We start from the raw sequence: 7,174 nt of genomic DNA on the forward strand, positions 1-7,174 counted from the left end.
GTGGTCACCCGCCGAACCGGGAGACGTCCTCGCCGAGGCCGTGGACCTCCACGTCCAGCTCGGCGGGCGCAAAGTCCTCCACGGCGTCACCGTGCCCGTCCGCGCCGGTGAGGTGCTCGCGCTCGTCGGGCCCAACGGGGCGGGTAAATCAACCCTGTTGGGCGCCCTCGCCGCGGATCTTCCGGCCGTCGGCGGAGCCGTCCGCATCAACGGCCGTCCCGCCGCCGCGTGGTCCGCGCCCGAACTCGCCCTGCGTCGGGCCGTGTTGCCCCAATCGGCCACGCTCTCCTTCCCGTTCACGGTCGAGGACGTCGTACGGATGGGGCGGGCGCCGCACGCCACCAGCCCCGCCGAGGACGAGATCGCCGTAGCGGAGGCGATGGCGCGGGCGGAGGTCACGGACTTCGCGCTACGGCCGTTCTCGGCGCTCAGTGGTGGCGAGCGGGCCCGGGTCGCGCTCGCGCGGGTGCTGGCCCAGCGGGCGCCGCTGCTGTTGCTCGACGAGCCGACCGCCGCGCTCGATCTCCGGCATCAGGAACTGGTCCTGCGGCTGTGCCGGGAAAGGGCGCACGCGGGGGACGCGGTGGTCGTGGTGCTGCACGATCTCGCGCTGGCCGCCGCCTACGCGCACCGGGTCGCGATCCTGCGCGCCGGTCGTGTCGCCGCCGACGGTCCGCCGAAGGACGTATTCACCGAGAAGTTGCTGTCGGACGTCTACGACCAGCCAGTTGAGGTGTTTCCGCATCCGCGCACGGGGGCGGTCGTGGTGACACCGAAACGCCCTGCTTGACCTTCCCTTGACCGTTCCTTGGCGTTCGTTTTTCGCCATCGAGATCAAGCCGTGTCTGTGATTTTTCTGTGGGCAGTGAATACCCACCCGTACGGGTATGACTGAGGTAAGCCTCAGGTAAGTTAGGGCAGCCTCACCACACTGCCTCGCCACCCACTCCCGCTTGGAGCCTGCATGCGTGCCGTCCGACTTCCCGTCGCCACCGCCGTCGCCGCCGCGGCCGCCCTGACCGCCGTCACGGCGTGCACCGCGAAGAGCGACGCCAAGGACGGCGACGCGATCCAGGTGACCGCGGCCGACTCCAAGTGCACGACCTCGACCAAGTCGATCCCGGCCGGCCAGGTCACGCTGAAGATCGAGAACACCGGCTCGAAGGCGACCGAGGTCGAGATCCTCTTCCCGGACGACCGGATCGTCTCCGAGAAGGAGAACATCGGGCCGGGCACCAAGTACACGCTCACCGCCGAGGTGAAGGCCGGGTCGTACGAGATCGCCTGCCGGCCGGGGATGAAGGGGCACGGTGTGCGGCAGAAGCTGACCGTCACCGGGGGCAGCGTCGCCAAGCGTGACCCGAAGCTGGACGCGGCCGTCGCCGCCTACCGCGAGTACGCGCAGGAGCAGGCCGACGCGACGATCCCGAAGGTGGAGACCTTCGCCAACGCCATCAAGGCGGGCGACCTCACCGCCGCCAAGAACGCCTACGCCCCCTCCCGCGTCGGCTGGGAGGCCACCGAGCCGATCGCCGAGTCGTTCGGGGACATCGACCCCAAGACCGACACCCGCGCCGACGGCCTGGAGAAGGGCCAGAAGTGGACCGGCTGGCACGCGCTGGAGAAGGCGCTGTGGCAGGACAAGAAGATCGGCGCCGAACAGAAGGTCCTCGCCGCCGAGTTGGTCACCGACCTGAAGGACTGGCAGAAGCGGGTCGGCAAGGCCGAGATCACCCCGACCTCCATGGCCAACGGCGCCAAGGAACTCCTCGACGAGGTCGCCACCGGCAAGGTCACCGGCGAGGAGGACCGTTACTCGCACACCGACCTGAGCGACTTCAAGGCCAACGTCGGGGGCGCACAGAAGGCGTACGAGCTGCTGAAGCCGGTCGCGCGGAAGAACGACGCGGCGCTGACCACCGAGTTGGACAAGCAGTTCGCCGCGCTCGACGCGCTGCTCGACAAGTACCGCTCGACCTCGACCTCGGACGGCTTCGTGTCGTACGACAAGGTCACCGCGGACCAGCGCAAGGAGCTGTCGGACGCGGTCAACGCCCTCGCGGAGCCGCTGTCCAAGCTCGCCGCCGCCGTCGTGAAGTAGGCCTGAGATGACCGACGTTCAGGAGAGCGAAGTCCAGGAGAACGGTTCGCCGTCCCGCCGTTCGCTGATCGGCTGGGGCGGTGCCGGGCTCGCGCTCGGCGCCGTCGCGGCCGGTGGTGCGGTCGCGATGACCCGGGTCGGCGACGATGTCGACCCGACCGGTGCCGACACCGGTGCCGCGGTCGCCTTCCACGGCGCCAACCAGGCCGGTATCGCCACGCCCGTGCAGGACCGGCTGCACTTCGCCGCGTTCGACGTGAAGACCGACGACCGCGCCGAGTTCGTGCAGCTGCTGAAGGACTGGACGGCCGCCGCCCGGCGGATGACCGGCGGGCAGGCGGTCGGCGACGGGGCCTACGGCGGGCTCGCCGAGGCGCCGCCGGACGACACCGGTGAGGCGCTGGGGCTGAAACCCTCGCGGCTGACGCTGACGATCGGCTTCGGGCCGGGCTTCTTCGACCACTTCGGGCTCGAAGGCAGTCGTCCTGACGCCCTCGTCGATCTGCCGCAGTTCCCCGGCGACAACTTCGACAAGTCCCGTACGGGCGGCGACCTTTGTGTCCAGGCCTGTGCGGACGATCCGCAGGTCGCCGTGCACGCGATCCGCAACCTGGCGCGTATCGGGTTCGGGAAGGTCGCGATCCGCTGGTCCCAACTCGGCTTCGGGAAAACCTCGTCGACGACCCCGGGGGCACAGACCCCGCGCAATCTCATGGGGTTCAAGGACGGCACCCGCAACATCGCGGGGACCGAGACGGACCGGCTGAAGAAGTTCGTGTGGGTCGGCGAGGGCGACAACAGCGCGAACTCGGCCTGGATGACCGGGGGTTCGTATCTCGTCGCCCGGCGCATCCGCATGAACATCGAGACCTGGGACCGGACCTCGCTCCAGGAGCAGGAGGACGTCTTCGGGCGGGACAAGGGCGAGGGCGCCGCGGTCGGCAAGGCCAAGGAGCACGACCCGCCGTTCCTGAAGGCGATGAAGCCCGACGCGCACGTCCGGCTCGCGCACCCCGACTCCAACAGCGGGGTCACCATCCTGCGCCGGGGCTACTCCTTCACCGACGGCACCGACGGCCTCGGCCGGCTCGACGCCGGCCTGTTCTTCCTGGCCTACCAGCGCGACGTACGCAAGGGATTCATCCCGCTCCAGCGCAGGCTGTCGGCGACCGACGCGCTCAACGAGTACATCCAGCACGTGGGTTCGGCGGTCTTCGCCGTCCCGCCGGGCGTCCGTGACAAGGACGACTGGTGGGGCAGCACGCTGTTCTCCAAGGACGCGAAGGAGTCGTAGACCGTGTTCTCGAACTATCTGATCGGTCTGCGCGAGGGCCTCGAAGCCAGTCTCGTCGTGTGCATCCTGATCGCCTATCTGGTCAAGACGGACCGGCGGGACGCGCTGAGGCCGATCTGGACCGGCATCGTCGTCGCCGTCCTCATCGCGATGGGCTTCGGCTGCGCGCTCGAGTTCGGCTCCCAGGAGATGACGTTCCAGGCGCAGGAGGCGCTCGGCGGTTCGCTGTCGATCGTCGCGGTCGGTCTGGTGACGTGGATGGTGTTCTGGATGCGGCGCACCGCCCGGCATCTGAAGGCCGAACTGCACGGCAAGCTGGACGCGGCGCTTGCGATGGGCACGGGTGCGCTGGTCGCCACCGCGTTCCTCGCCGTCGGCCGCGAGGGGCTGGAGACCGCCCTGTTCGTGTGGGCGTCGGTGCACGCGGCGAGCGACGGCACCCCGCGCCCGCTGGTCGGCGTGGGACTGGGCCTGGCCACCGCCGTGTTCCTGGGCTGGCTGTTCTACCGGGGCGCGTTGAAGATCAACCTCGCGAAGTTCTTCACCTGGACCGGCGCGATGCTGGTCGTCGTGGCGGCGGGTGTACTGGCGTACGGCGTCCACGACTTGCAGGAGGCCGACTGGATCCCCGGCCTGACGAAGCTGGCCTTCGACATCAGTGACACGATCCCGCCGGACAGCTGGTACGGCACCCTCCTCAAGGGCGTCTTCAACTTCCAGCCGGACCCGACCGTCCTCCAGATCACGGTGTGGCTGCTGTACCTGATCCCCACGCTCGCCCTGTTCTTCGCCCCGGTAGGGTTCGCCTCCGGGAAGGGGAAGGTGAAGACACCTGATGAGCAGGGATCGCAGCCCTCGAAGGCTCCGCAGGCTTGACCGGCGCGTATTGATAGCGGCTTCGATGACCGCTTTGTCGCTGACGGCGAGCGGTTGTGTGGTGGTCCACGGCGAGCGGGAGGTCCTCCCGGCCACCACCCGCGCCGAGGCCGCCACGGCACTACGGCAGTTCACGACCGCGTACAACGCGGCCGACAAGGCGTACGACAGTTCCCTGGACTCCGCTCATGTCACCGGCGCGCTCGGTGACATCGACGCGGCGCGACTGAAGGCGGGGCACACCAACTCGCCGTCCGGGAACGCTAATTACTCGCCGCTGGAGCTGACGGACGCCAAGTTCACCATCCCGAAGAAGGCCGGCTGGCCGCGTTGGTTCGTCGCCGACACCGCCGCCAACAAGGGGGGCGCGGCTCGGTGGTTGCTGGTCTTCACCCGTAACGACCTGTCCGAGCCCTGGCAGGTGGCGTATCTCACGCTGCTCGCGCCCAGCGCCGTACCGAAGTTCGCGACCGACAAGGACGGCTGGGCCGAGGCCGTACCGGCGAACTCGGCCGAACTGGCCGTTGCCCCGGGCGAGTTGAGCCAGAGCTACGCCACGTATCTGAAGAGCGGCGGCACCGCCTTCGCGGACGGCACGCACACCAGCGCGTGGCGTGCGGACCGGGAGAAGGCCACCAAGCCCGGTCTGGCCGTCCAGTTCCTCGACCAGCCGCTGACGAGCGGCGACTACGCGCCGCTGGCGCTGCGTACGGCGGACGGCGGGGCGTTGGTGTTCTTCACCACGCGGTACTTCCAGAAGGAGACCGCGGCGGAGGGCGCGTCGGTGCCGACACAGAACAAGGACGTCCAGGCGCTGACGACGGGCGAGGTGGAACAGTCCCTCACCCTCCAACTCATCTCCAACGAGGTGGCGTTGGACCCGAAGCGGGGCGGCAAGGTGTCGGTGCTGGGGCGGATCGAGGGGCTGACCTCGGCGCAGGGCGGCTGACCTCAGAAGGTCAACGGCCCAGTGGCCAGGCCGAGTTCGCGTGGTCCGGTTCCGCACCGGCGTGGCGGGCGCAGGCGTCCGTGAGGGTTTCGAGGAGGGTCAGCGGGTCGGGCAGGGGATGCTCGGGGCCGCGTACCCAGTGAACGGACTGGTTCTCGCCGGGGAGTTGGGCCGGGGGGACGAGGACGTAGGAGCCGCGGCAGTGCCAGCGCAGGCCGGGGTGTTCGTCCATCGTCTCGGGGTGGCAGTCCAGTTCGCACGGCCACCACTCGTCCTCGTCCTCGGGGGTGCCGCGGGTGAGGGTGAAGAAGAGCAGCCGTCCGTCGTCGCTCGCGGCGACCGGCCCGATCTCGACACCGGCGGCGAGCAGCCGCTCCAGTGCCTCGCGGCCCGCTTCGAGGGGGACGTCGAGGACGTCGTTGACCATGCCGGTCGCGGTGATGAAGTTGGCCTGCGGCTGGTGGCGGGCCCAGCGCTCGATCTGCGCGCGGTCGGTCGTGGACTGCGTCTGCCAGGCGAACGACACGGGGTGGCGGGCCGGGGTCGGGCAGCCCACGCGGTCGCACGAACATCGGTAGCCCGGGGCGGGGTGCGCGGCGGGCGCGATCGGCAGCCCTGCCTCGGCGGCGGCCAGCAGCAGCGCCTCGCGTCCGCTGCCGTCGTCGGGGGCCTCCTGCGGGCGGCGTCCGCGCAGCCACGAGGAGAGTTTGCCCTGCCGACCGGTCCGGCCACCGAACGTCGCGCTCATCTATCTCCTCGCCCTGCTGTTGTCGCCCTGCTCTGTGCGGAGAAGTCCTGCCGTTGTGCGGAGAACTTCCCCTATGGTCCCACCATCCTGCGCCCCGAGAGGCGGTACCCCACATCCGGGGTGGGTGGGACGAGACACACGTGTGACACTTTCGGCGAAAGTGTCATGCTTTTTCCGGCCAGGGGTCCGGCCACGGGTCTCCCCAGCTCACGTTCCGTGCCGCCTTGTACAGGTCGCCGTGGCGTTTGGTGACCGTCGTCCGGCGCAGCTGCTCGTCGGTCTCGCAGAGGTCGAGGAGTACCTGTCCCTTACGGATCTGCGGGCGTCGTACGACGCGGGCGGGGGCGGGTTCGACGGGGAAGCGGGCGGCGGCCACGTAGCTGAACTTCTCGTCCTCGTACGGCAGGGAGCCGCCCTTGACCTGGCGGTGCAGGGAGGAGCGGCTGACCCGCGCCGAGAAGTGGCACCAGTCCTCGCCCGGGGCGATCGGGCAGGCGGCGCTGTGCGGGCAGGGGGCGGCGATGTGGAAACCGGCGGCGACGAGTCTGTCCCTGGCCTCGATGACGCGGGCGTAGCCGTCGGGGGTGCCGGCCTCGACGATCACGACGGCCTGCGCTGCGGACGCGGCGGCGTCCACGAGGGCGGCCCGGTCCGGGACGGTGAGTTCGTTGAGGACGTAGGAGACGGTGACGAGGTCGGTGGGGTCGAGGGTGAGCGTGGAGCCGATCCGCGCGCGGCGCCAACTGGCGTCGCGCAGGCTCGGGTTGGCGGCCGCGATCTCTTTCCCGAGCGCGAGTGCGGGTTCGGCCCAGTCGAGGACGGTCACCGGGCGGTCGCCGTCCCAGGTCGCGGCGACGGCCCAGGTGGCGGCACCGGTCCCGCCGCCGACATCCACGTGTCCCTGCGGGGCCCACTCGGGTACGGCGTCGGCGAAGGCGTCCAGTGCGGAACGTACGGCTTCGAAAGTCGCCGGCATCCGATAGGCCGCGTAGGCCGCGACGTCCGCACGGTCCCTGAGGATCGGGGCGTCGGTCGGGGTGGCCCCCCGGTAGGTGCCGATCAGCCGCTCAACAGCCCCGGCGGCCTGCCTCGGCGGAAGTCCGTCGAGCAGGCGGGCCAGAGCAGTACGCAGGGTTTCGGCGGGCGCCACGGGGTCGTTCACCCGCCGATTCTAAGTGGCCCGGCACTGATGCCGAGGTCCCTGGG

Annotated in this window: 7 protein-coding genes; 5 read left to right on the forward strand and 2 right to left on the reverse strand. The window is 70.1% G+C overall.

Features of this window, described 5'->3' with window-relative positions:
- The 5 genes from ACNFOC_RS48010 to ACNFOC_RS48030 all read left to right on the forward strand — a co-directional run.
- On the forward strand, positions 1-790 hold a 790-nt coding region (locus ACNFOC_RS48010; RefSeq protein ID WP_416965312.1), incomplete at its 5' end, for a heme ABC transporter ATP-binding protein.
- 174 nt (positions 791-964) lie between these two features.
- Positions 965-2,101, forward strand: coding sequence for an iron uptake system protein EfeO (gene efeO / locus ACNFOC_RS48015; RefSeq protein ID WP_416965313.1), 1,137 nt, complete (start codon positions 965-967; stop codon positions 2,099-2,101).
- A 7-nt stretch (positions 2,102-2,108) separates the two neighbouring features.
- A complete protein-coding gene (efeB, locus tag ACNFOC_RS48020; protein ID WP_416965314.1) occupies positions 2,109-3,395 on the forward strand; it encodes an iron uptake transporter deferrochelatase/peroxidase subunit in 1,287 nt (428 codons plus the stop codon).
- A gap of 3 nt (positions 3,396-3,398) precedes the next feature.
- Complete coding sequence (gene efeU / locus ACNFOC_RS48025; protein ID WP_416965315.1) at positions 3,399-4,271, forward strand: iron uptake transporter permease EfeU; 873 nt, start codon at positions 3,399-3,401, stop codon at positions 4,269-4,271.
- The gene (locus tag ACNFOC_RS48030) at positions 4,231-5,220 is read left to right on the forward strand and encodes an SCO2278 family lipoprotein (RefSeq protein ID WP_416965316.1); all 990 of its coding nucleotides are present in this window, start codon (positions 4,231-4,233) and stop codon (positions 5,218-5,220) included. Before efeU ends, ACNFOC_RS48030 begins: the two co-directional genes overlap by 41 nt.
- Before the next feature lie 10 nt (positions 5,221-5,230).
- Here ACNFOC_RS48030 and ACNFOC_RS48035 read toward each other — a convergent pair whose 3' ends face one another.
- Together ACNFOC_RS48035 and ACNFOC_RS48040 are read right to left on the reverse strand one after the other, a co-directional pair.
- Complete coding sequence (locus ACNFOC_RS48035) at positions 5,231-5,968, reverse strand: bifunctional DNA primase/polymerase (RefSeq protein ID WP_416965317.1); 738 nt, start codon at positions 5,966-5,968, stop codon at positions 5,231-5,233.
- 163 nt (positions 5,969-6,131) lie between these two features.
- A complete protein-coding gene (locus ACNFOC_RS48040) occupies positions 6,132-7,130 on the reverse strand; it encodes a small ribosomal subunit Rsm22 family protein (protein WP_416965318.1) in 999 nt (332 codons plus the stop codon).
- Between the last annotated feature and the right edge of the window lie 44 nt (positions 7,131-7,174).

This window comes from Streptomyces colwelliae (genome assembly GCF_048158785.1).
Lineage (GTDB): Bacteria > Actinomycetota > Actinomycetes > Streptomycetales > Streptomycetaceae > Streptomyces.